Here is a 24,324-nt window from a genome sequence, read left to right as displayed (position 1 = left end):
TTCCTTAAAACACGTCTTTGCGGTTTTGTTCAGCTTTTTCCAGCAGTGTTTGTGCTTTACCAAGCTTTTGTTTCATGTCATCTATAATACCGCGAACCTCGTCCACGCTCTTACCATTCTCGATAGCCTGGGGAAGGGTAACGTTAAAATCTTTTTCCAATGCCTCGACCAGCGACGCATCCTGTTCTATAAGGGCGCCTTCAATACCTTCAAAGCGTTCCATATAGGTATCGTGCACCATGGTAGTGGCGACTTCTTTTAGCTGCTCAGCGTATTTGGCCACCACTTTATCCAAGCGTTTTTCGATATCTGTAATTACCGCCGGCCCGGTAGTCGGGGCTGTATCGGTGGTTTTCACCTTGTCGATGACCCCTTTATCCTGATAATGGGCAGCCAGTTTGACGGCGCCCAGCGCTTGCCAGAATGTCTGAGTAAGCGCCTGCTGATGTTGACGGACCTGTTGCGCGTCGTCCCCATTTTCGATGCTGGTTTTTATACCATAAATATTTTGCCAGATAGTGGCATATAGCGGGATGTACTGGGTTTCGATAGCAGAATGAAAATTAACTTCTTCCCAGTAATCAAGAAGTTTCTGAGTATCAACAGCTTTGGCACCATCTGTTTCATAGCGGGTCACCAGCGCGTCATATTTATCATTCAGCCAGGTAACTTCTTCACTGTATTCACCCAGGTGATCTTTAAGATGATTAACCTGGTCAGTAATTTCACCATTTGCCTGAGCGTTAAATGACAGTGTAGATACCGAAAGACCAAGTGCGATCGCCGCGCACAATGATTTATAAGATGTGTAAGAACTCATGATGCATTCCGTATTTTATGGTTTGAAAATGATACTTATTATCATTTCTATAGTAAAGGCATCTTCATGGTTCACAATAGGTTGTTTACCGCTTAACGTACGAATTAATTGCCGGGCTTAGCCTCAAGGGCTCGATTTGTGAGATACTGGGGGGGCTACAGGGGCAAGATAGCACGGTCACTTAGTCGCGCGGGTCTGGATCCGCCACGGCCTGCTGTAGTACTCTTCTTAGCAACTGCCCATAACTGGGGGCGAATATCTCTTTTGCGAGCAAGCACTCCCCAGGGTCTGCATTTTTCCCAAAATCAGGACTTAATAAATCAAGCAACAGGGCAAAGTGCATAAGTGAAAGGAAAAGCGTGACTTACCCGCTGTTTAAAACCACCGCTAAAAATTTTTTCTTCCTGATTTATGGGCAAAGCCGCCGCAGACGATTTTCACTTTTGTGCATCAGAAAGTTAAATCCCGGTCTAACAAGGACTTAAAAAGCCTCCGGAAGGTGAGCTTTGGTCGTTAGCAATGGGTGACAAAGTCTGAGGTAAAGAAGTACAAAATATGTGCCAATAGGGCTTGCATAGGTTTTAATCACCTTATATAATGCGCGCCCTTTTAAACGGAAACGGGGAGCCTATAACGCAAATATTCTCGATATTTGCCAGGCGATAGACCCAAACACGAGAGCATTAAAATGGCTAAGAAAGTAACAGGCTTAATTAAGCTACAGGTTGCAGCTGGCGCTGCTAACCCAAGTCCACCAGTTGGTCCTGCCCTGGGTCAGCATGGTGTAAACATCATGGAATTCTGTAAGGCTTTCAACGCAAAAACAGAAAGTCTTGAGAAAGGCGCTCCGGTACCAGTAGAAATTACTGTATACGAAGACCGTTCTTTCACATTCGTGACTAAAACGCCTCCTGCTTCATTCCTGCTGAAAAAAGCCGCTGGAATCAAGAGCGGTTCAGGTCGTCCTAACACTGAAAAAGTGGGTACAGTTAACCGCGCTCAATTGGAAGAAATTGCCAAGACTAAAGAGCCGGATCTGACTGCAGCTGACCTAGATGCAGCTGTTCGTACTATCGCGGGTTCTGCTCGCTCAATGGGCTTGAACGTAGAGGACTAATCGGATGGCTAAATTAACAAAACGTGCGCGTATTATTCGCGACAAAGTTGACGCTACAAAAGAATATGAAATCGCTGAAGCGGTTGCTCTGCTAAAAGAACTGGCTACTGCCAAGTTTGCAGAAAGCGTTGACGTAGCAGTAAACCTGGGTATTGATGCGAAGAAATCTGACCAAAACGTGCGTGGTGCAACTGTACTGCCAAACGGTACAGGTAAAGATGTTCGTGTAGCAGTATTTACTCAAGGTGCAAACGCTGAAGCCGCTAAAGAAGCGGGTGCTGACATTGTTGGTATGGAAGACCTTGCTGAGCAGGTTAAAAAAGGCGAAATGAACTTTGACGTAGTTGTAGCCAGCCCAGACGCCATGCGCGTAGTTGGTCAATTAGGTCAGATTCTTGGTCCACGTGGCCTGATGCCTAACCCGAAAACCGGTACTGTAACGCCAGACGTTGCTACTGCGGTTAAAAATGCTAAAGCTGGTCAGGTTCGTTACCGCAATGATAAAAACGGTATCATCCATGCAAGCATTGGTAAGATCGCGTTTGAAGCTGATCACATTAAAGAAAACTTAGAAGCACTACTGGAAGCCCTGAAGAAAGCTAAACCTTCTTCTGCCAAAGGCGCCTACATCCAGAAAGTTAGCCTGAGCACCACAATGGGTGCCGGTGTCGCAGTCGACAAAGCTAGCGTAGGTCAGTAAGACGCTTTACACCGACTGATGATGGCATCGGTTGGTTCTCTTAAGGTTTTGGGTTGGAGCGGTTACTGTTAAGTAACGGCTCCCGTCCTAGACCGCAGGCGCGAAGCAGCGAAAGAAGTAAGAGACCTCTCGCATTAATGCTTAGCTTAATCCGTCAGCCTGCGCAGACGGTGGTTTGACTCAGACTCTCTGGGAAAACAAACACCGTAGAGCGGTATCAACGACAATTGTCGGCGATATCAATCTGTGAACCCTGACGCAGCTAATCAAGAGATTAGTACGTCAGATACAAAGAGGTGAACTCAGTGGCACTAGGTTTAGCAGCAAAAAAAGAGATCGTAGCAGAGGTATCCGAAGTTGCATCTCAAGCTCTATCCGTTGCCGTCGCTGAATACCGCGGTATGGAAGTTGGTGATCTGACTGAACTGCGTGTGAAAGCCCGTGAGCAAGGCGTATACCTGAAGGTAGTACGTAATACTCTGGCAAAACGCGCATTAGCAGATAGCAAATTTTCAGACATGGACAGCGCGTTAACTGGTCCTCTTATCTATGGCTTTTCTATGGAAGCACCTGGCGGTGCGGCGCGTCTTTTTAAAGACTACGCTAAGTCAAACGATAAGCTGAAAGTTACCGCTCTTTCTCTCGGCAGTGGTCTGCTTGGTCCAGAAAAACTGGATGCAGTAGCGTCACTACCTACCCGCGACGAAGCGCTTGCAAAACTACTTGCAACCTTCAAAGCACCGGTTGGCAAATTCGTTCGCACTATCAACGAAGTTCCTACCAAGTTTGTGCGTGTATTGGCGGCGATCAAAGACGAAAAATAATTTTCGTTTTTGGCATATTGATTTTTTTAACTTATTAAAACCCAGGAGTTTAGAGAAATGGCTCTAACCAAAGAAGATATCTTGAACGCGATTGCTGAAATGCCAGTTATGGAACTGGTTGAGCTAATCGAAGCAGCTGAAGAAAAATTCGGTGTTGACGCATCTGCAGCTGTTGCTGTAGCTGGTCCTGCTGCTGGTGGCGAAGCTGCTGCTGTAGAAGAACAAACTGAATTTGACGTTGTAATGACTTCATTCGGTGCGAACAAAGTTGCGGTAATCAAAGCAGTTCGTGCAGCAACTGGTCTTGGCCTGAAAGAAGCGAAGGAACTGGTTGAATCAGCTCCTAAAGCTATCAAAGAAGGCGTAAGCAAAGACGACGCTGAAGCACTGAAAAAAGAACTTACTGAAGCTGGCGCTGAAGTTGAAGTTAAGTAATCTGACCTAGTCAGTTTACCTGCCTTAAACGGCTAGGCTGGTGGTTTTTTAGACCACCAGCCTTTTTGCGCTGTAGGGTAGACAGTTTTTAACCCTTTAATGTCACCCGTAATGCGCACCCGGCTCATCAGATAAGAAGCACTAAACCAACAAGTTAACTAATAATAGGTTAAATTTTGTTGTATGCTGGTGAGATTACCCGGAAAAAGGGTTTTGGAAGTTTGTTGTCTGGTTTGTATCAGACAGCAGGTTGGGTCAAAAATCAGCAGGCTGAGGAACCCATGGTTTACTCTTATAGCGAAAAGAAACGTATCCGTAAGGATTTTGGCAAACGCCCACAGGTATTGGAAATTCCATACCTTCTTTCAATTCAGCTAGATTCTTTCAAAAAGTTTATTGAGACAGATCCAGATGCTCAATACGGTTTGGAAGCAGCATTTCGTTCAGTATTTCCAATTAAAAGTTACTCAGGTAATTCGGAGCTTCAATTTGTAAGCTATCGCCTGGGAGAACCGGTTTTTGATGTAAAAGAATGTCAAATTCGCGGCGTCACTTTTTCTGCTCCGTTAAGAGTAAAACTACGTTTAGTATTGTTTGATAAAGAAGCCGCCCCAGGTACCGTAAAAGATATCAAAGAACAAGAAGTGTACATGGGCGAAATTCCGTTGATGACAGATAACGGAACCTTCGTAATCAATGGTACTGAACGGGTTATCGTTTCTCAGTTGCACCGTTCACCTGGTGTATTCTTTGATCACGATAAAGGAAAGACTCACTCATCAGGCAAGGTATTGTATAACGCCCGCGTTATTCCTTACCGTGGTTCCTGGTTAGATTTTGAGTTCGATCCTAAGGATAACCTGTTCGTTCGTATAGACCGTCGCCGCAAGCTGCCTGCAACGATCATTTTGCGTGCACTGGAAATGTCGACTGAAGAAATTCTTGAGACTTTCTTTGACAAAGTTCAGGTGCGGATTGAAAAAGACAAACTGATGATGGAAGTCGTGCCAGATCGCCTGCGTGGTGAAACGGCTCAGTTTGATATTCTTGATGGTGAAGGCAACGTTCTGGTGGAAACTGGACGTCGTATCTCTGCGCGTCATACACGTGCATTGGAAAAAGCCGACATTAACGAGCTTGCAGTACCCGCAGAATATATGATTGGCCGGGTATATGCGCGCACTTACGTTAATGAAGACACCGGAGAAGTCATTGCTAATGCTAATGATGAACTAACTCTGGAAAGTCTGGCTGCCCTTAGCCAGTCAGGTATTAAAGAATTTGAAACCTTGTACATCAATGATCTTGATCATGGTTCCTATATTTCTGACACCCTGCGTATCGATGGTTCAACCAATCGCCTTGAAGCGTTAGTTGAAATTTATCGCATGATGCGCCCTGGTGAGCCACCAACAAAAGATGCAGCTGAAACCTTATTCGACAATTTGTTCTTCTCTGAAGACCGTTATGATTTGTCGTCAGTAGGCCGTATGAAGTTCAATCGCCGCTTAGGCCGCGAAGAGCTAGTTGGTTCAGGTACGCTAGATAAAGATGATATCGTTTCCGTAATGAAACGTCTGATTCTGATCCGTGATGGTAAAGATGAAGTGGATGATATCGATCACTTGGGTAACCGTCGTATCCGTTCAGTAGGTGAAATGGCAGAGAACCAGTTCCGTGTAGGTCTGGTCCGTGTTGAACGTGCAGTTAAAGAGCGTCTGAGTCTAGGCGACCTTGATAGCATTATGCCGCAGGATTTGATTAACGCTAAGCCTATCTCGGCGGCGGTAAAAGAATTCTTCGGTTCTTCACAGTTGTCTCAGTTCATGGACCAAAACAACCCGCTATCAGAAGTTACGCACAAGCGTCGTATTTCTGCATTAGGTCCGGGCGGTCTGACACGTGAACGTGCTGGTTTCGAAGTACGTGACGTGCATCCAACACACTACGGTCGGTTATGTCCAATCGAAACGCCGGAAGGACCAAACATCGGTCTGATTAACTCACTCGCGAGCTTTGCCCGCACTAACGACTTTGGTTTCCTTGAAACACCATTTCGTCGCATAGTGAACGGCATTGTTACTGATGAGATAGATTATCTGTCAGCGATTGAAGAAGGTCAGTATGTAATCGCTCAGGCTAATATACTGCTTGATGAAAACGGTGCAGTGGTTGACGACTTGATACCTTCTCGTCACCGTGGTGAAACTGTTTTAATGCCTAAAGCTGAAATCAGCTACATGGATGTGTCGCCGCAGCAGATTGTTTCTGTAGCAGCCAGCATTATCCCGTTCCTGGAACACGATGATGCCAACCGGGCCCTAATGGGTGCCAACATGCAACGTCAGGCGGTACCTACGCTACGTGCGGATAAGCCGCTTGTGGGCACGGGTATGGAACGTACTATTGCTGTTGACTCTGGTGTTACGGTCGTTGCTAAGCGTGGCGGTACGGTAGATTATGTTGATGCAAGCCGCATTGTAATTAAGGTAGATGAAGATGAGATGCTGGCAGGTGAAGCCGGTATTGATATCTATAATCTGACTAAGTACACGCGGTCTAACCAGAACACCTGTATCAACCAGAAACCCACGTGTAACGTAGGTGACCCTATTGTTGCAGGTGATGTACTGGCTGATGGTCCGTCTACAGATTTAGGTGAGCTGGCGCTTGGTCAAAACATGCGTATCGCCTTTATGCCGTGGAATGGTTATAACTTCGAAGATTCGATTCTGATTTCAGAGCGGGTAGCCGAAGAAGACCGTTTCACAACGATTCATATTCAGGAACTAAGCTGTATTGCACGTGATACTAAATTGGGTCCAGAAGAAATTTCTTCTGATATTCCTAATGTTGGTGAAGCGGCACTTGGTAAACTGGATGAGTCGGGCGTTGTTTATATCGGTGCCGAAGTAAAAGGCGGCGATATTTTAGTGGGTAAAGTAACCCCTAAAGGTGAAACCCAGCTTACGCCAGAAGAAAAACTACTGCGTGCAATTTTCGGTGAAAAAGCGTCTGACGTTAAAGATACGTCTTTGCGTGTACCTAACTCGGTACATGGAACGGTTATCGATGTTCAGGTGTTTACCCGTGATGGCGTTGAGAAAGACAAACGCGCACTGGAAATCGAAGATATGCAGCTGCGTCAGGTTAAGAAAGACCTGTCGGATGAATTCAATATCCTGGCCGATGGTACGTTCTCGCGTGCGAGAAACACGTTAATCAGAGCCGGTGTTGAAGAAGCTAAACTGGACAGTACACCTCGCGAGAGATGGTTCGACATTACGTTGAAAGACGAAGATGTTCAGAACGATCTGGATCAGATTGCTGAGCAGTATGCAGAAATCAGACAAGATTTTGATAAGAAATTTGAAGTTAAACGTCGCAAGATTACCCAAGGTGATGACCTTGCACCAGGCGTACTGAAAATTGTCAAAGTGTACCTTGCTGTTAAGCGTCATATACAGCCTGGTGACAAAATGGCAGGACGTCACGGTAACAAGGGTGTTATCTCAACCATCGTGCCGGTAGAAGATATGCCATACGATGAGTTTGGTAACCCGGTTGATATCGTACTGAACCCGTTGGGTGTACCGTCGCGGATGAACATTGGTCAGATTCTTGAGACTCACATGGGCATGGCTGCTCATGGTATTGGTGTGAAGATTGACCGAATGCTCAAAGAGCAGGCGGAGCTTACCAAGCTACGTGAATTCCTGAAGGAAGTTTACACGCTGGGTGAGAACCATCAGGAAGTTGATATTGACAACTTTACCGATCACGAAGTGGTACGTTTGTCTCAGAATCTGCGTAAAGGTCTGCCAATAGCGACACCGGTATTTGACGGTGCTCGTGAAGATGAGATTAAAGCGCTGCTTAAACTGGCTGATATCCCGGAAAGCGGACAGATTACACTAAGCGATGGCCGCACAGGTCGTGAGTTTGAGCGTCCGGTAACCGTGGGTTACATGTACATGCTGAAACTGAACCACCTTGTTGATGACAAGATGCATGCGCGTTCTACCGGCTCTTACAGTCTGGTTACGCAGCAGCCTCTGGGTGGTAAAGCTCAGTTTGGTGGACAGCGCTTCGGTGAGATGGAAGTATGGGCGCTTGAAGCATACGGTGCAGCATATACGCTTCAGGAAATGCTGACAGTGAAATCGGATGACGTTAACGGTCGTACGAAAATGTACAAAAATATCGTTGATGGCGATCACAGAATGGAGCCAGGCATGCCTGAATCCTTCAACGTATTACTTAAAGAAATTCGCTCGTTGGGTATCAACATCGAGTTGGAAGAAAAGTAACACGGCGTACGCCATAGTTTGATTTGATGGCCCGACCTCACCGGTCGGGTTATAGAGACTGACTCCGCTGGGAGAGTATTGTGAAAGACTTATTAAAGTTTCTAAAGCAACAAAACAAGACAGAAGAGTTCGATAATATTCGAATTGGTCTGTCATCACCTGAAATGATCCGCTCGTGGTCATTCGGTGAGGTTAAAAAGCCTGAAACTATAAACTATCGTACCTTTAAGCCTGAGCGTGACGGCTTGTTCTGCGCGCGCATCTTTGGTCCGGTGAAAGACTACGAATGTTTGTGTGGTAAGTACAAGCGTCTTAAGCATCGCGGCGTAATCTGCGAGAAGTGTGGCGTTGAAGTTACCCTGACTAAAGTACGCCGTGAGCGTATGGGTCATATCGAGCTAGCGAGCCCGGTAGCACATATTTGGTTCCTTAAATCATTGCCGTCGCGTATTGGTTTGATGCTGGATATGACATTGCGTGATATCGAGCGTGTGTTGTATTTCGAATCTTATGTAGTGACAGAGCCAGGACTGACCACGCTTGAGCGTAGCCAGTTGCTGAACGAAGAAGAATATCTGGACGCACTGGAAGAAAATGGCGACGAATTCGACGCCAAAATGGGTGCCGAAGCGGTATTCGATTTGTTGAAAGTGCTTGATGTTGATGCTGATGTTGCTGCAATGCGCGAAGAATTGCCTAGCATCAATTCTGAAACCAAGCGTAAGAAGATCACTAAGCGTCTTAAATTGCTTGAGTCTTTCCAGCAGTCTGGTAACAAGCCAGAGTGGATGATTATGACAGTGCTGCCGGTATTACCGCCAGACCTGCGCCCACTTGTACCGCTGGATGGTGGCCGTTTTGCCACTTCAGATTTGAACGACTTATACCGCCGGGTTATCAACCGTAATAACCGTCTTAAGCGTCTGCTTGATCTTGCCGCGCCTGATATCATTGTACGTAACGAAAAGCGTATGTTGCAGGAAGCAGTAGATGCATTGCTGGACAACGGCAGACGTGGGCGCGCTATCACAGGCTCCAACAAGCGTCCGCTTAAGTCGCTTGCCGATATGATTAAAGGTAAGCAGGGCCGGTTCCGTCAGAACCTGCTGGGTAAGCGTGTTGACTACTCTGGCCGTTCGGTTATTACCGTAGGACCTACACTGCGTTTGCATCAGTGTGGTCTGCCTAAGAAAATGGCACTTGAGCTGTTCAAGCCGTTTATTTATGGCAAGTTGGAAGGCCGTGGTTTAGCCACTACGATTAAAGCTGCGAAGAAGCTGGTTGAGCGCGAAGCTCCAGAAGTATGGGATGTATTGGATGAAGTTATCCGCGAACACCCGGTACTACTGAACCGTGCACCAACACTTCACAGACTGGGTATCCAGGCATTTGAACCGACCCTTATCGAAGGTAAAGCGATTCAGTTGCATCCACTAGTTTGTGCGGCCTACAACGCCGACTTCGATGGTGACCAAATGGCGGTACACGTACCGCTGACAATCGAAGCGCAGTTGGAAGCGCGCGCCCTGATGATGTCTACTAACAACATCTTGTCGCCAGCCAACGGTGAACCTATCATCGTTCCTTCGCAGGACGTTGTATTAGGCTTGTATTACCTGACCCGTGATAAAATTAACGGTAAAGGTGAAGGCATGGTATTTACCAGCCCGAACGAAGCTGAAAAAGCATACCGTACCGATGCTGCTGAATTGCATGCACGGGTTAAGGTTCGTATCACCGAATACGATATTGCTGAAGACGGTACCAAAACAGAAAAAGTAACGCTGACAGAAACTACTGTTGGCCGGGCTATTTTCTCGTTGATTCTGCCAAAAGGTCTGCCGTTTGAAGTTATCAACCAGGCGATGGGCAAAAAGCAAATCTCACGTTTGCTGAATACCTGCTACCGTACGCTGGGTCTGAAAGACACCGTTATTGCTGCTGACCAAATCATGTATACCGGTTTCCATTATGCAATGATTGCCGGTGCGTCAGTGGGTATCGATGACATGGTTATTCCGGAAGCGAAGAAAGAAATCATCGACGCTGCTGAAGCCGAAGTTATTGAAATCCAGGAACAGTTCCAGAACGGTCTGGTAACGGCGGGTGAGCGTTACAACAAAGTTATCGATATCTGGTCAAATGCCAACGAAAAAGTTGCTAAGGCCATGATGGATAACCTGAAGTCAGATATTGTTCTGAATGCGAAAGGCGAAGAAGAAGAGCAGCAATCATTTAACTCTGTTTATATGATGGCCGACTCGGGTGCACGGGGTAGTGCAGCCCAGATTCGTCAGTTAGCGGGTATGCGTGGTCTGATGGCGAAACCAGATGGTTCAATCATCGAAACGCCTATTACGGCTAACTTCCGTGAAGGTCTGAACGTACTACAGTACTTCATCTCTACTCACGGTGCGCGTAAAGGTTTGGCCGATACTGCATTGAAAACTGCTAACTCGGGTTATCTGACTCGTCGTCTGGTAGACGTTGCGCAAGATTTGGTTATTACTAACAGCGACTGTGGCACCTATGAAGGTGTTAAAATGTCTCCGCTGATTGAAGGTGGTGATGTTGTTGAGCCATTGCGTGAGCGTGTACTAGGTCGTGTGGTAGCAGAAGACGTCGTTATCCCAGGTAGTGACGAGGTATTGATTGAACGTAATGTTCTATTAGATGAAGCCTTAGTAGACTTACTTGAAGCGCATTCAATCGACCAGATTCAGGTTCGCTCGGTTATTACTTGTGACAACGACTTTGGCGTATGTGCTAACTGTTACGGTCGTGACCTGGCACGTGGTCATATGGTTGCTAAAGGTGAGTCTGTGGGTGTTATCGCTGCACAGTCCATCGGTGAGCCAGGTACACAGCTTACCATGCGGACGTTCCACATTGGTGGGGCGGCATCACGGGCCTCTGCAGAAAACAGTGTTCAGGTTAAAACTGCCGGTTCATTGAAGTTGCAGAACAACAAAAGTGTGCGCAATACCGAAAACAAAATGGTTATCGTATCGCGCTCTACTGAGTTGACGATCACTGATACCCATGGTCGTGAGAAAGAGCGCTATAAAGTGCCTTACGGCGCGGTATTATCGGTTGATGAAGGTGCAGAGGTTAACGCTGGCGACATCGTTGCTACGTGGGACCCGCATAGTCACCCCATCATCGTTGAGCGGCCGTCTAAAGTTAGCTTTGCTGACATTGACGACTCCAACACCGAGATGCAGCAGGACGAACTGACTGGTTTGACCCGGGTTGTGGTTAAAGACCTGTCTAAGGTGAATTCGAAAGAACCTAAGATCATTCTGGAAAGTGAAGAGATTGGTCTGCAGGAAATTCGTCTGCCTAGCTTTACAACGATTGAATCAGCGGATGGTAAGGTAGCCCAGGCGGGTGACGTACTGGCGCGGATTCCACAGGAAAGCTCGAAGACACGGGATATTACCGGTGGTCTGCCACGAGTTGCTGACTTGTTTGAAGCGCGTAAACCTAAAGAGCCTGCTATTTTGGCTGAAGTATCTGGTTCGGTTGGCTTTGGTAAAGAAACCAAAGGTAAACGTCGACTGGTTATTTCACCTAAAGATGGCGATCAATACGAAGAGATGATTCCAAAATGGCGTCAGCTTAACGTGTTCGAAGGTGAACAGGTTGAACGTGGTGAAGTCATCGCCGATGGTCCTGAGTCTCCACATGATATCTTACGTTTACGTGGTATCAGCGCGGTGTCTAACTACATCGTGAACGAAGTACAGGAAGTTTACCGTCTGCAGGGTGTTAAGATTAACGATAAGCACATCGAAGTTGTTATTCGTCAGATGCTGCGTAAGTGCTTGATTACTCAACCAGGCGACAGTCTGTTCCTGGAAGGCGAACAGGTTGAGGTGGCAAATGTGAAAATTGCTAACCGTGAACTTGAACGTCAGGGCAAACTGCCTGCTTCGTATGAGACACAGTTACTGGGTATTACCAAGGCGTCACTGTCAACTGAATCGTTTATCTCTGCGGCATCGTTCCAGGAGACCACACGGGTTCTGACAGAAGCGGCGGTACAGGGTAAAGAAGACGATTTACGTGGTCTTAAAGAAAACGTAATTGTGGGTCGTTTGATTCCTGCCGGTACTGGTTTTGCTTACCACGAACGTCGGATGCAGAAGCGTCAGGCAGCGTTGGAAGAGATGTCAGTATCTGCTGAAGAAGCAGAGCAGGCCCTGACTGAAGCGCTAAATGCTGAAGTGAGCGGTGAGTCATCTTCTGACCAGTAAAAAGATTTAAAAGGCGACATGTCGCCTTTTAATGTAGCGTCAGGTGGCCAGAGATAATCATTAATCTTTATGGTTATCCTTTGTACACCTTGACACTGCACGCTTTGATCATTAGAATTCCGCGACCCAATTTTTGGACAGTCTTAAGGACGCAAAAGAGGGCGCGGTTTTTTTGTTTCAAAGCACAGCAATTCTGACGAGCACAGAATTGTGCGATTAAACAAGCCAATCGCAATTAATGAGCCCGAACAAAAAGGTTGGGGTTTTCGTAGTTACTAATTAGGAGCTAGTTAATGGCAACAGTTAACCAGTTAGTGCGTAAGCCGCGCAAAAAGCCCGTTGAGAAAAGCAACGTAGCTGCGCTGCAAGCGTGCCCACAAAGACGTGGTGTATGTACACGTGTATATACCACTACGCCTAAGAAACCAAACTCTGCACTGCGCAAAGTATGTCGTGTGCGTCTAACCAACGGTTTTGAAGTTTCTTCATACATCGGTGGTGAAGGCCATAACCTGCAAGAACACAGTGTTGTACTGATTCGTGGCGGTCGTGTTAAAGATCTGCCAGGTGTTCGTTACCACACAGTACGCGGTACATTAGACTGCGCAGGTGTAAACGATCGTCGCCAAGCCCGTTCTAAATACGGCGCGAAGAAGCCTAAGTCATAACGGTTCTCCGTTAGTAAGGCCAAACTAGAAGTAAACCGAGTTTTGGGTAAACCCTGAATTCCACGGAGAATTGATATGCCAAGAAGAAGAGTCGTAGGTCAACGTAAGATCCTACCTGAACCAAAATTTAAGTCACAGCTGCTTGCCAAGTTCATGAATGTCGTAATGCTCGACGGCAAGAAGTCAATTGCTGAAAAAATCGTTTACGGTGCGTTAGATATTGTTGCTGAAAAAACCGGCAAGCCACACCTGGAAGTATTTGAAGATGCACTGGACAACATTCGTCCTACTGTAGAGGTTAAATCTCGCCGCGTAGGTGGTTCTACCTACCAGGTTCCAGTAGAAGTTCGTCCGGTTCGTCGTAATGCACTGGGTATGCGTTGGTTGGTAGACGCATCACGTAAGCGTGGCGAAAAGTCTATGTCACAACGCCTAGCAGCTGAAATGCTGGATGCAGCTGATAACAAAGGTTCTGCGGTTAAGAAGCGTGAAGACGTGCACCGTATGGCCGAAGCGAACAAAGCGTTCGCCCATTACCGCTGGTAATATCGTTAATTTTTTTAACGATCAACTGAGAGAGACGTATGCCTCGTAAGACCCCAATTGAACGATATCGTAATATTGGTATTGTGGCGCACGTAGATGCGGGTAAAACCACCACTACGGAGCGTGTTCTGTTTTATACAGGGCTTTCCCACAAGATTGGTGAAGTGCATGATGGCGCCGCCACTATGGACTGGATGGAGCAAGAGCAGGAACGTGGTATTACTATCACTTCTGCCGCGACGACCTGTTTTTGGGCTGGGATGAACCAGCAACATGAACAGCACCGAATCAACATTATCGACACCCCTGGCCACGTGGACTTTACCATTGAGGTAGAACGTTCATTACGTGTACTTGACGGGGCGGTTGTTGTTTTTTGTGGATCTTCCGGTGTGGAGCCTCAATCAGAAACAGTCTGGCGGCAGGCTGATAAATATGAAGTACCGCGCTTGGTGTTCGTCAATAAGATGGACCGGGCCGGTGCGGATTTTGAACGGGTCGTAGGTCAAATCAAAAAGCGTTTAGGCGCTACCTGCATACCGATTCAACTGAACATCGGCGCTGAGGAAAATTTCCGCGGCGTCATCGACTTGCTGAAAATGAAGTCGATAAACTGGAACTCTGAAGACATGGGTATGACCTTTGTTTACGAAGAGATTCCACAAGAATATGTAGAAAAAGCTCAAAAGTATCGTACAGAAATGGTGGAAGCTGCGGCTGAAGCCTCTGACGAGCTGATGAACAAATATTTGGAAGGCGAAGAGCTGACCGAAGATGAAATTCGTCAGGGCTTACGTATTCGGACCCTGAATAACGAGATTGTTCTGGCTGCCTGTGGCAGTGCATTTAAGAACAAAGGTGTGCAGGCTGTACTGGATGCAGTTATTGAATATCTGCCGTCACCTACCGAAGTCAAGGCAATCACCGGGGTGCTTGATGATAAGCACGAAACCGAAGAGAAGCGTCAGGCTGATGACGATCAACCGTTCTCAGCATTGGCCTTTAAGATTGCCACCGACCCGTTTGTAGGTACGCTGACATTCTTCCGTTGTTATTCTGGGGTAGTACGTACCGGTGATACGGTATTTAACCCGGTGAAAGGTAAGCGCGAACGCTTTGGCCGAATTGTACAAATGCATGCAAAAGACCGTGAAGAACTGAAAGAAGTTCGGGCCGGTGATATTGCTGCCGCAATTGGCCTGAAAGATGTCACTACGGGTGACACGCTTTGCGACCCTAATCACGTTATTACGTTGGAGCGTATGGAGTTTCCCGATCCGGTAATCTCTATTGCGGTTGAACCTAAGTCTCAGGCAGACCAGGAAAAAATGGGCATTGCCCTGAATAAACTGGCTGCTGAAGATCCGTCGTTCCGGGTTAAAACAGACGATGAAACCGGCCAGACGATAATCTCTGGCATGGGTGAACTTCACCTCGATATCATTGTCGACCGCATGAAGCGTGAATTTAAGGTAGAATGTAACGTTGGTAACCCGCAGGTAGCGTATCGTGAAACGATTCGCAAGTCTGTGGAAGCTGAAGGAAAGTTTGTTCGTCAGTCAGGTGGTCGTGGCCAGTTTGGTCATGTCTGGCTGAGAATAGAGCCGCAGGAAGAAGGTGCTGGTTACGAGTTCGTAAATAACATCGTAGGTGGTGCGGTTCCTAAGGAATTCATTCCAGCGGTTGATAAGGGCATTCAGGAGCAGTTGCAAAGTGGTGTAGTCGCAGGGTACCCGGTACTTGATATCAAGGTAACGCTGTTCGATGGTTCTTACCACGATGTTGATTCTTCTGAAATGGCGTTTAAGATCGCCGGCTCTATGGGATTCAAAAAAGGCGCCGCGGAAGCAAATCCGGTGTTGCTTGAACCCACAATGAAAGTTGAAGTCACAACTCCGGAAGACTGGATGGGTGATGTTGTAGGCGACCTTAATCGTCGCCGCGGCATGATCGAGGGTATGGATGAAGGTGTAGCCGGCGTAAAAATAGTTCGCGCAAAAGTGCCGCTTTCTGAAATGTTTGGGTATGCGACCGACTTGCGTTCACAAACGCAGGGTCGTGCTTCATACTCAATGGAGTTCTTCAATTATTCTGAAGCGCCTAGCAACGTTGCGCAGGCAATAATTAACGCTAGAAGTTAAATCTAAATGAAGGTTCGGTCCGGTCATAACGGTCGGACTTTTAACTTAGGAAACGAGGAAAATGGCAAAAGAAAAGTTTGAACGTACGAAACCCCATGTAAACGTGGGTACAATCGGCCACGTTGACCACGGTAAAACCACTCTGACTGCAGCTATCACTACAGTTCTGGCGAAAACTTACGGTGGTTCAGCACGCGCTTTCGATATGATCGATAACGCGCCTGAAGAAAAAGCCCGTGGTATCACCATTTCTACCTCACACGTAGAATATGACACACCTAGCCGTCACTACGCACACGTAGACTGCCCAGGACACGCTGACTATGTTAAAAACATGATCACCGGTGCTGCTCAGATGGACGGTGCAATTCTGGTTGTTGCTGCAACTGACGGCCCTATGCCGCAGACGCGTGAGCACATCCTGCTAGGTCGTCAGGTTGGCGTTCCTTACGTAATCGTGTTCATGAACAAATGTGACATGGTTGACGATGAAGAGCTGCTTGAACTGGTAGAAATGGAAGTACGTGAACTTCTTAACGAATATGAATTCCCAGGCGACGACCTGCCAGTGATCAAGGGTTCTGCCCTGAAAGCACTGGAAGGTGAAGAAGAGTGGGAAAAGAAAATCGTTGAGCTGGGCGAAGCACTGGATTCTTATATTCCAGAGCCAGAGCGTGCAATCGACAAGCCGTTCATTCTGCCTATCGAAGACGTATTCTCAATCTCAGGCCGTGGTACTGTTGTAACGGGTCGTGTTGAGCAGGGCATCATCAAAGTTGGTGACGAAGTAGAAATCATTGGTATGAAAGATACTACCAAGACTACTTGTACTGGTGTTGAGATGTTCCGTAAGCTTCTAGACGAAGGCCGTGCGGGTGAGAACGTAGGTGTTCTTCTGCGTGGTACTAAGCGTGACGAAGTTGAACGTGGTCAGGTACTGGCGAAGCCAGGCTCTATCACGCCGCATACTAAGTTTGAAGCTGAAGTATACGTACTAGGTAAAGATGAAGGTGGCCGTCATACGCCATTCTTTAAAGGTTACCGTCCACAGTTTTACTTCCGTACAACTGACGTAACTGGTGCTGTAGAGCTGCCAGAAGGCGTAGAAATGGTAATGCCTGGTGACAACCTGAAGTTCGTAGTAGAACTGATTGCTCCTATCGCGATGGACGAAGGTCTGCGCTTTGCAATCCGTGAAGGTGGTCGTACAGTAGGTGCTGGTGTTGTTTCTAAGATTATTGCTTAATCTTTAGCTACATGAGTACAACGAAAAGGTCGCGCAAGCGGCCTTTTTTATGTTTGGTCGATGGATATAGGATAATCCGGCGAATGCCTGGGGCGCATCTTATTTATCGTGTTCAACCCTTTTCATTATCTCTTACCGCGCTAGGCCTAAGCAGGCCCCAAGACAATGTCTCTCGCTTTAACATTGCCTATTTACTCGACTCATAGCAATAAAATACCAGTAGTTTATTAACTTCCCTTTATTAGCAGCCCTCGAGTGCTCAAGCGCTTACGCTTAATTTAGCCTGGCAAATTGCCACCTGCGCGCGATAACAGGTGTTAACGAACCTGCGAGGTTAACCCAGGTGTCTGCAGAGGACGGACTTATATACCCAGTTTAAAGCCCAGCCGTTACCCGAACTCTCAGCCTAATTATCTATCCATCCCACAGCCTGTTTCTTTCCCCCTATTCGCAATTATCAGCCTTATGCACACACGGTTACCGTGAGGGCATTCCCTCACCTGCTTTGCTATCGCATTTAATTATCGGCACCAGACGCAAGCTGCGTATCTAACGACGCTCTGCGGCCATTTCTGTTGGCTATATTTATCCCTTTAAATTTTTTACGCAGCTATCGGGTGGGGAATGCACGAGCCAAAATGGTGTGCAATTACCGGCTGTTATAACGGCGATAGTTGGCTTTTTCGTGCAATGGCAGGAAGGTAGAACAAAAATGAGGATGTAAATAACAAGTTTCTTTCTTGTAGATGGCGTATTACGTTAGACTTTAGTCTTACCAACGGCGAATTTGCGATTCACATCACCGTATAATACGCTGACCAAGGTTGTAACATGATACTTACGGGTTAGCCGATAATAACTAACAATATACGTTGTCGTACCGCCCGGGTACGGTATTGTGTTATCTGACGACTATAAACGATAACAACGAAGTGCTTTCGTGATCAGGATTACTCTATGCAATCAATTTTAATCGTTCTGCTGGGTATCGTGGGGATGATCATCGGGTGGTTTGTCTACTCGAAATTTATCGCCACCAAGATATTCAAACTCGATGATAACTTTGTAACCCCCGCCCATGAGCTTAATGACGGTAAAGACTACGTGCCGACTAACAAAGTCGTGCTGTGGGGGCACCATTTTACCTCGGTCGCGGGGGCCGCGCCGATTGTCGGGCCGGCCATTGCGGTTTACTGGGGCTGGGTGCCTGCGGTGTTATGGGTAGTGTTAGGTACTATCTTTTTCGCTGGTGTTCACGACATGGGCGCATTATGGGCAAGTACGCGGCATAAAGGTAAGTCTATGGGCGCGTTGTCTGAATCAGTCATCGGCAAGCGGACCCGCTCATTGTTCATGATTGTTATCTTTTTAGTGCTGCTGATGGTTAATGCGGTATTCGGGATGGTTATAGCTAACTCCTTTGTGGCGCAGCCTAACGCAGTATTCCCGGCGTGGGCCGCGATAGCTGTTGCCCTGATTATAGGGCAGTTGCTGAAGCGTAACTTCAGCCTCATCCCCATGTGTATTGTCGGTATTATTGTGCTGTATGCTTCAGTATATGCCGGTAGCTATATTCCTATTTCACTGCCTGAAACACTGTTTGGCCTGGCCGACAAAGCCAATTGGATTATTATCCTGTTTATTTATGCTGCTATTGCCTCGTTGCTACCGGTATGGATGCTGTTGCAGCCCCGTGACTTTATCAATGGGATGCAGCTAATTGTAGGATTACTGCTGTTATACGGCGCGGTATTTGTGTCTATGCCTGATATCACGGCTCCTGCATTTAACACGCAAACCGCAGTAGATTCACCCAGTATTATTCCATTGTTATTCGTGACTATTGCCTGCGGGGCGGTCTCAGGTTTTCACGGTATTGTGGCTTCAGGGACCAGCTCTAAGCAACTGAACAAAGAAACCGATGTGCGTTTTGTTGGGTATCTTGGCGCGGTAGGGGAAGGCACACTGGCGCTGATCACGATTGTTGCGGTATCGGGTGTCATGATGGCCGCATCACCTGAAGAATGGCACGAGGTATACAGCCACCTTGGCGCAGGCAGCGTAGATGCGTTTATCACCGGTGGCGCCAACCTGATAGCCGGCGGCTGGGGTTTATCGGTTGAGTTCGCTTCAACTATTTTAGCGGTAATGGTGGTACTTTTTGCCGGTACTACGATGGACTCGGGTGTACGCTTACAGCGCTATATTATTCAGGAATGGGGCGATATCTATAATCTGGGTATATTGAAAAACGGTATAGTAGCCACCCTGGTTGCGGTAGGGACATGTTTGTTACTTGCCTTTGGCGCAGGTGGCGCATCAGGTTCTGGCGGCATGATTATCTGGCCCCTGTTTGGTTCCACAAACCAAATTCTGGCTAGTCTGACGCTGCTGGTTATCTCTGTGATGCTCATTAAGATGGGTCGGCCAGCCAAGTTCACCCTCATTCCGATGACCTTTGTTCTGGTAATGGCCTTTTTCGCCGGTGTAATTAAACTAAAAGAATATTATCTGGCGCAGAACTACTTGCTGGTATTCTTAGATGCAGTGGTGTTGATAGTCAGCGTACTGGTTATGCTTGAAGCCTGGGCCGTGATCTCGCGGTTTAGGAAAAACGGTAGTAAAAACAGTTAATCTAACGAAATAATGCAGACCAGTCAGGCTGCGATTATCTGCCTGCCCCGGCCGGGGCAGGCATACTGTTCACAACGAATCTTCAGGTTTACGGCTTTCCCCTTGTAACTGACGCAGGCATCTTCATAATAGATACTGGAAATCAGGTTGCAGGCTAAAGGGTACATGTTTTTATTAATCGTATATGTGATGATTGCGTTGGGTTTTTCGTTCCTGTGCAGTATTGCCGAGGCCGTTATACTCAGCGTTTCTTCCGCCTTTATCTCGGTGCTCGAAAAACAGCAGCGCCCGGCAGGCGAACTACTTCGTAAGCAAACCGAAAATATCAACAAGCCGCTATCGGCAATTTTAACCCTGAATACCATTGCGCATACCATGGGCGCAGCAGGGGCCGGGGCGCAGGCTGCGGTCGTTTTTGGGGATGCGTACCTGGGTGTGATTTCAGCCATCCTCACGTTACTTATTCTGGTTTTTTCCGAAATTATTCCTAAAACATTGGGCGCGACCTTCTGGCGGGCCCTGGCGCCTGCCACCGCGTATTTTTTGAAGTATCTGACGCTGATTTTGTACCCCTTTGTGTTGATGTCTGAAAAACTGACCAGTGGCTTTAAAGAAGAAAGCCCGCTAAGGGGCCTGAGTCGTAGCGAATTACACGCGATGGCCGAACTATCTGGTCAGGAAGGACAACTGGCGCAGCAAGAGGCTGCACTGATGCAAAGTTTGCTGGGAATGCATGAGCTCAAAATAAAAGATGCCATGACGCATCGCACTGTGATGTTTTCGGTGTGCGAAGAGACCACGGTGGAAGCCTTTTTCAATGAGCATGCGTCTATCGAATATTCACGTATTCCGGTTTATGAAAGCTCTGATTCAGAGAGTATTACAGGGTTTGTATTACGTTCAGACCTTTTACTGGCTCAGGCCAAGGGCGAGGGGCAGCGCCAGCTTAAAGAGCTTCGAATCACCATGGTCACTGTACTTTCAAGTATGCCCCTGCCAGGCATACTGAATCAGTTTTTACATAAGCGGGTACACATGTTGTTGGTGGTTGATGAGTATGGTGGTCTTGAAGGCATTATCACCCTGGAAGATTTGCTGGAGAATTTGCTGGGGGTGGATATTGTGGATGAAAAAGACACTACCGTGAGTATGCGGCGCTTCGCCCATATGATGGCGAAACGGCGTATGCGCACCTTGACCAAAAACAGCGCAGGCTCGGATACTACGCCGCCTGCTAATAGCTAACGGGCAACTTTAAGGTTACCACTACTGCGTGGGCTTGCGTGGCGTTAGCTATGGTTAACTGGCCTTTGTGATATGTCGCTATCATATTGGCAATATACAAGCCTAATCCCAGATGCACGGTATGCGCCGCTGAGGTCTCTTTGGTCCGTACTGAGACCATCGACTGCAATAGCTGGTCCTGCATCCCTTCGGGTAACTGCGAACCATGATTAGTCACAGTTAATACCAGGTGGCGCGTCTCAAGCTTGCTACACACCATAATCACCGAATCAGCCTGGCTAAACTCTATGGCATTGGTAATAATCTTATCGAGCATTTGAGCAAACCGGTCCGGCGCCCCCGTAGCGTAAGCGCTCCTGGAACATAGCTGAAGGTCAAACCGACGATCCGGATAGGTATGCCGATAGCTTTCCATACAACCTGTAATAACCTCGCTGACATTAAACGTTTCTGCGGCTTCCTGCGCGAAGGCCTGTTCCAGCCTGGTGGCTTCGCTCATGCTATTCAGAATTTTACTCAACCGGGTAAGGCCAGACTGGGCGCGTGACACAAACTGTTGTCTGGCAAACTCATCCTCACAGTGCTCAAGCATATCAAGAGAGCTGCGCACTACCGCAACCGGCGTACGCAATTCATGCGATAAACGCGATGCCATGTTCTCCAAGTAAGAGTTGTACTGTTGTAGCCGTTGTAACACATCGGCAAAAGCCTGGTTGAGATCACCAATTTCATCGAAGCGTGCGCGCTGGGGCAGCCCACCGATAATCTTACCATTATCATCTATCACTGCTTCAGTAGCATCACGCAGGGCGCGAATACGTGAGGAAATCAGACTGGCAAATAGCAGCAGGCCAGTGGTGCCTAACAACATCACCGCCAGAATGACATGAAACAACTGTTCTAGCGCGCGATTGCGCAAGGTCCGTATACCATTGGTAGTTTGCTCTACCACCACGGCTCCCATAACCTGTCCATCTATATAAATAGGATAGGCGGCTGATAAGATCACAGCCTTATTGTCAGGGGTGAGCCGCCATAAAGAGCGCGGGGAGCCATGCAATGCGCCATTAATGTCTTGGCCGGCCAGAGCATAGGCGCCTTCCAGTTCGTCTACAAAGTCGGCCGGCGGGCGGGTTAAAATATGGTAATACAAAGGCAATAGCCAGTGGCGTTCAAGATACCCCCACCAACCTTCCTGTGGGGGCCTGGCCGGCGCCGAGCTGAACCCCGAAGCCGATAGAATATCACCGGCTTTGGCCAGTACCCGTTTGTGCCGATCAACTACCCATACCCGTGAGTCGGCATATTTTAAGCCGCTAAGAATTCGTTCAATTTCCGGCGATGGAGTGACCACTGTGCCAAGGCCGCTGGCACTATTAGGGTTAGCTGTGCCTATTGCATAGCGCTTTACCGGCTTCGCAGCATCATCCACATCGACTAATGCAAACGCTAAGGAACCGGCTGTCATAGTTAAGGGAAAGCGCAATTCTATATTATAGCCAGCCGGGGTAACCTGCCAGTGACCCTGGATCCGTAATTCGTTGTCCGCCGCCCGGTATTGAGTGGGGTCGTCAGTGAGTCGGTAAGCATTGATCCAACCAGGTTGGTAGGGCGATATAATAAAGCGCTGAAAATGCCCCTGGGCATCAGTAACGCCTATTAGTAAGTGGTCACTATTATCCACCGCCAGGCTGTTTTGCTGACGCCACACCAGTGCATCGTCGGATACCGTGAATTGCGCATACAAATATTCTCCATAGCGGCCTACCATATGATCAAACGCTAAGCTGACCTGCATAAATGGCATAGTATTGCCGAACCAGGTTACCACCTGGGCACCACTATAATGGCGGGCTAGGTGGGCGACGGCTTGCCAGTCGTCCAGTTTGCCGTCCAGTCTGATTGGCGTGGCCATTTGCGGAGCATACAGGTCGGTACCGGGACGCACATCTTTGAGATAGGCACTTTGGCTGTCAAACAGCGCGGGGCGTTCGTGTAAGGCGGTCGCGACCGAACGCGCGGTACCAATCAGGGTCTGTTCCTGCCCGGCGCGTAGGTATTGCTCAAGCTCCCATACATACTTATAGCCCAACCACGGGATGGTAAATAAGAACAGAGACAGCAATAACAGCTGTAAACGTAGAGAAAACCGTAATGACAACACATTTATCCCTGCCAGCGATAGCCTATGCCATAGACAGTATCGATATGCTCAAAGTCATTATCAAGCTGCACAAATTTCTTACGAATCCGTTTAATATGCGAGGTAATAGTGGTGTCATCTACCACCATTTGCGACTCATCCATTAGTTGCTGGCGGCTTTTCACGTGGCCCGGCCGACGTATTAACGCATGCAGCATCCAAAATTCTGTCACTGTCAGCGCAACAGGTTGCAGCCGCCAGGTCACGGTCATACGGCTAATATCCACTAGTAGTTCGCCAAGCCGTATCTGTTCGCTTTGTTGTTGCGGTAAGGCGAGTAAGTCGGTACGTCTGAAAAGCGCGGCAATACGGGCCAACAGATGGGCCATGCTAATGTCTTTAGTGAGATAGTCATCCGCGCCCATGCGTAACCCACTGATGGTATCAACATCATTGTCGCGTGCGGTGAAAAAGATAATTGGCAAGGTTTGTGAAAGCTGTCGTAACTGCTGGCAAAGCTTAAAGCCGCCTTCCATTTCATCGACCAGTCCAATATCAATGATCGCCAGGTCAGGTAGCGCGGTATCAAAGGCGGCGGCTGCACGTGGGCGATCGGCGTAAGCCTGAACCTGATAACCCTGGGCCTGTAGCGCCAGAGTGTAATTTTCCCGAATGGCCGCATCATCTTCTACCAATGCAATTGTTCTGGGCATACCTGTCTCAGTGTGTTTTCAAAATGGCTACTATACACAACTATATCCACCGCAGGATAACTGCGCCTGAAAATCCCCCACTGCGCCACAATTTCGCCACTATTGCGGCCAGTGACGCAGCTAGGGTGATGCGCCGCAGCAAAAGTGAGCCTGGTATCGCCGTGGACGCGATGGTGAATTATCCGGTCATAGCGTGGGCTGCGCTCTATCTGGCAGGGTGGGTCGCGGTGATATAGGCAGCCGCCCAACCAGCTACTAAGCAGCGGGCCGGTTTATCGAGGCTGCAGTATAAGCGAATACTTACTTTCAACTGTTTTTAACTGCGCCTGCGGGCGGCCGATTCTGACGGTAAATCTGGAATTGCAGCACCGCGTAATGCCTTATTTCTGCGAATAATGAATAATGCTGAGCCAGGTACCCTGAGGCCGGTGTGCGTTTGTGCAAAAAGGTTATCGCATAGTTACATTTGTTTAGCGATAAGCTGCTCACACAGCCCTTGGGATTTGTTATCCTACGCCCCTGA

Annotated in this window: 15 protein-coding genes; 12 read left to right on the top strand and 3 right to left on the bottom strand. The window is 47.8% G+C overall.

Features of this window, described 5'->3' with window-relative positions; all coding sequences use genetic code 11:
* Window positions 1-4: 4 nt before the first annotated feature.
* Complete coding sequence (locus D0Y50_RS17440; protein ID WP_108566829.1) at window positions 5-820, bottom strand: hypothetical protein; 816 nt, start codon at window positions 818-820, stop codon at window positions 5-7.
* Window positions 821-1,508: 688 nt separating this feature from the next.
* Here D0Y50_RS17440 and rplK point away from each other — a divergent pair.
* The 12 genes from rplK (at window position 1,509) to D0Y50_RS17380 (ending at window position 20,945) form a co-directional block, all read left to right on the top strand.
* On the top strand, window positions 1,509-1,937 hold the full coding sequence (gene rplK / locus D0Y50_RS17435) for a 50S ribosomal protein L11 (protein WP_108566830.1): 429 nt from the start codon (window positions 1,509-1,511) through the stop codon (window positions 1,935-1,937).
* Window positions 1,938-1,941: 4 nt separating this feature from the next.
* A complete protein-coding gene (gene rplA / locus D0Y50_RS17430; RefSeq protein ID WP_108566831.1) occupies window positions 1,942-2,637 on the top strand; it encodes a 50S ribosomal protein L1 in 696 nt (231 codons plus the stop codon).
* Window positions 2,638-2,942: 305 nt separating this feature from the next.
* A complete protein-coding gene (gene rplJ, locus D0Y50_RS17425) occupies window positions 2,943-3,461 on the top strand; it encodes a 50S ribosomal protein L10 (protein WP_108566832.1) in 519 nt (172 codons plus the stop codon).
* A 57-nt stretch (window positions 3,462-3,518) separates the two neighbouring features.
* A complete protein-coding gene (gene rplL, locus D0Y50_RS17420) occupies window positions 3,519-3,896 on the top strand; it encodes a 50S ribosomal protein L7/L12 (RefSeq protein ID WP_108566833.1) in 378 nt (125 codons plus the stop codon).
* A gap of 281 nt (window positions 3,897-4,177) precedes the next feature.
* Window positions 4,178-8,206: a DNA-directed RNA polymerase subunit beta gene (gene rpoB, locus D0Y50_RS17415; protein ID WP_108566855.1), complete on the top strand. Its 4,029-nt coding sequence runs from the start codon at window positions 4,178-4,180 to the stop codon at window positions 8,204-8,206.
* Between the two features lie 80 nt (window positions 8,207-8,286).
* Window positions 8,287-12,465 carry a DNA-directed RNA polymerase subunit beta' gene (gene rpoC, locus D0Y50_RS17410; protein ID WP_108566834.1) on the top strand — a complete coding sequence of 1,393 codons (4,179 nt, stop codon included), beginning with the start codon at window positions 8,287-8,289 and terminating at the stop codon, window positions 12,463-12,465.
* Window positions 12,466-12,758: 293 nt separating this feature from the next.
* Window positions 12,759-13,133, top strand: coding sequence for a 30S ribosomal protein S12 (gene rpsL, locus D0Y50_RS17405; RefSeq protein WP_018984244.1), 375 nt, complete (start codon window positions 12,759-12,761; stop codon window positions 13,131-13,133).
* A gap of 75 nt (window positions 13,134-13,208) precedes the next feature.
* Window positions 13,209-13,679, top strand: coding sequence for a 30S ribosomal protein S7 (gene rpsG / locus D0Y50_RS17400; protein ID WP_108566835.1), 471 nt, complete (start codon window positions 13,209-13,211; stop codon window positions 13,677-13,679).
* Between the two features lie 38 nt (window positions 13,680-13,717).
* Entirely contained in the window at window positions 13,718-15,820 is a 2,103-nt protein-coding gene (gene fusA / locus D0Y50_RS17395; protein WP_108566836.1) for an elongation factor G, read from the top strand.
* Window positions 15,821-15,881: 61 nt separating this feature from the next.
* The gene (gene tuf, locus D0Y50_RS17390) at window positions 15,882-17,066 is read left to right on the top strand and encodes an elongation factor Tu (protein ID WP_117318200.1); all 1,185 of its coding nucleotides are present in this window, start codon (window positions 15,882-15,884) and stop codon (window positions 17,064-17,066) included.
* Between the two features lie 957 nt (window positions 17,067-18,023).
* Window positions 18,024-19,700 (top strand): carbon starvation CstA family protein, encoded by a 1,677-nt coding sequence (locus tag D0Y50_RS17385; RefSeq protein WP_117318198.1) that lies wholly within the window; start codon window positions 18,024-18,026, stop codon window positions 19,698-19,700.
* A 165-nt stretch (window positions 19,701-19,865) separates the two neighbouring features.
* Window positions 19,866-20,945 (top strand): CNNM domain-containing protein, encoded by a 1,080-nt coding sequence (locus D0Y50_RS17380; RefSeq protein WP_117318196.1) that lies wholly within the window; start codon window positions 19,866-19,868, stop codon window positions 20,943-20,945.
* Here the strand turns inward: D0Y50_RS17380 and pdsS are convergent.
* Window positions 20,935-23,106 (bottom strand): proteobacterial dedicated sortase system histidine kinase, encoded by a 2,172-nt coding sequence (gene pdsS / locus D0Y50_RS17375; protein ID WP_117318836.1) that lies wholly within the window; start codon window positions 23,104-23,106, stop codon window positions 20,935-20,937. The two genes, D0Y50_RS17380 and pdsS, sit on opposite strands and share 11 nt — an antisense overlap.
* A 5-nt stretch (window positions 23,107-23,111) precedes the next feature.
* Entirely contained in the window at window positions 23,112-23,801 is a 690-nt protein-coding gene (pdsR, locus tag D0Y50_RS17370; protein ID WP_108568928.1) for a proteobacterial dedicated sortase system response regulator, read from the bottom strand.
* Between the last annotated feature and the right edge of the window lie 523 nt (window positions 23,802-24,324).

This window comes from Salinimonas sediminis (genome assembly GCF_003429285.1).
Classification (GTDB): domain Bacteria; phylum Pseudomonadota; class Gammaproteobacteria; order Enterobacterales; family Alteromonadaceae; genus Alteromonas; species Alteromonas indica.
The sequence above is the reverse complement of the archived record's forward strand: the minus strand, read 5'-3'. Positions and strand labels throughout refer to the sequence as shown.